Annotated in this window: 1 protein-coding gene; it reads left to right on the top strand. The window is 79.1% G+C overall.

The annotated features are described in order from the left end of the window. Window positions 1-488, top strand: a 488-nt coding sequence (locus LPA54_RS37035) for a 3'-5' exonuclease (RefSeq protein WP_306806613.1), incomplete at both ends; no start/stop codon positions are given.

Genomic DNA, 488 nt, shown 5'->3' with positions numbered 1-488 from the left:
AACCCGCTGCCGCCGCCCTCGGACGAGCTGCTCGCCCGCGCGCTGGCCGAGCCGGAGCGGCTCGCCGTGCACGACCCCGTCTACGCGCGCGGCGCGCAACGGCTCGGCGCCCTGCTGCGCCGGGCCCGCGCGTGCCTGGCCGGCGGCGGCACGGCCGAGGAAGCCCTCTGGGAGCTGTGGGACGGCACCCCCTGGCCGCAGCGCCTGGAACGCGCCGCCCGCCGCGGCGGTGCCGCCGGCCGCAACGCCGACCGCGACCTCGACGCCGTGTGCGCGCTGTTCGCCACCGCCGCCCGCGCGGAGGAACGCACCGGAGGCCGGGGCGCCCTCAACTTCCTCGAGGAGATCGAGGCCGAGGACATCGCCGCCGACACCCTCACCCGCCGCGCCGCACGCCCGGACGCCGTACGCCTGATGACCGCGCACCGCTCCAAGGGCCTGGAGTGGGGCCTCGTCGTCGTGGCCGGCGTCCAGGAGGGCCTGTGGCC

This window comes from Streptomyces sp. DH12, assembly GCF_020873895.1.
Lineage (GTDB): Bacteria > Actinomycetota > Actinomycetes > Streptomycetales > Streptomycetaceae > Streptomyces.
The sequence above is the reverse complement of the archived record's forward strand: the minus strand, read 5'-3'. Positions and strand labels throughout refer to the sequence as shown.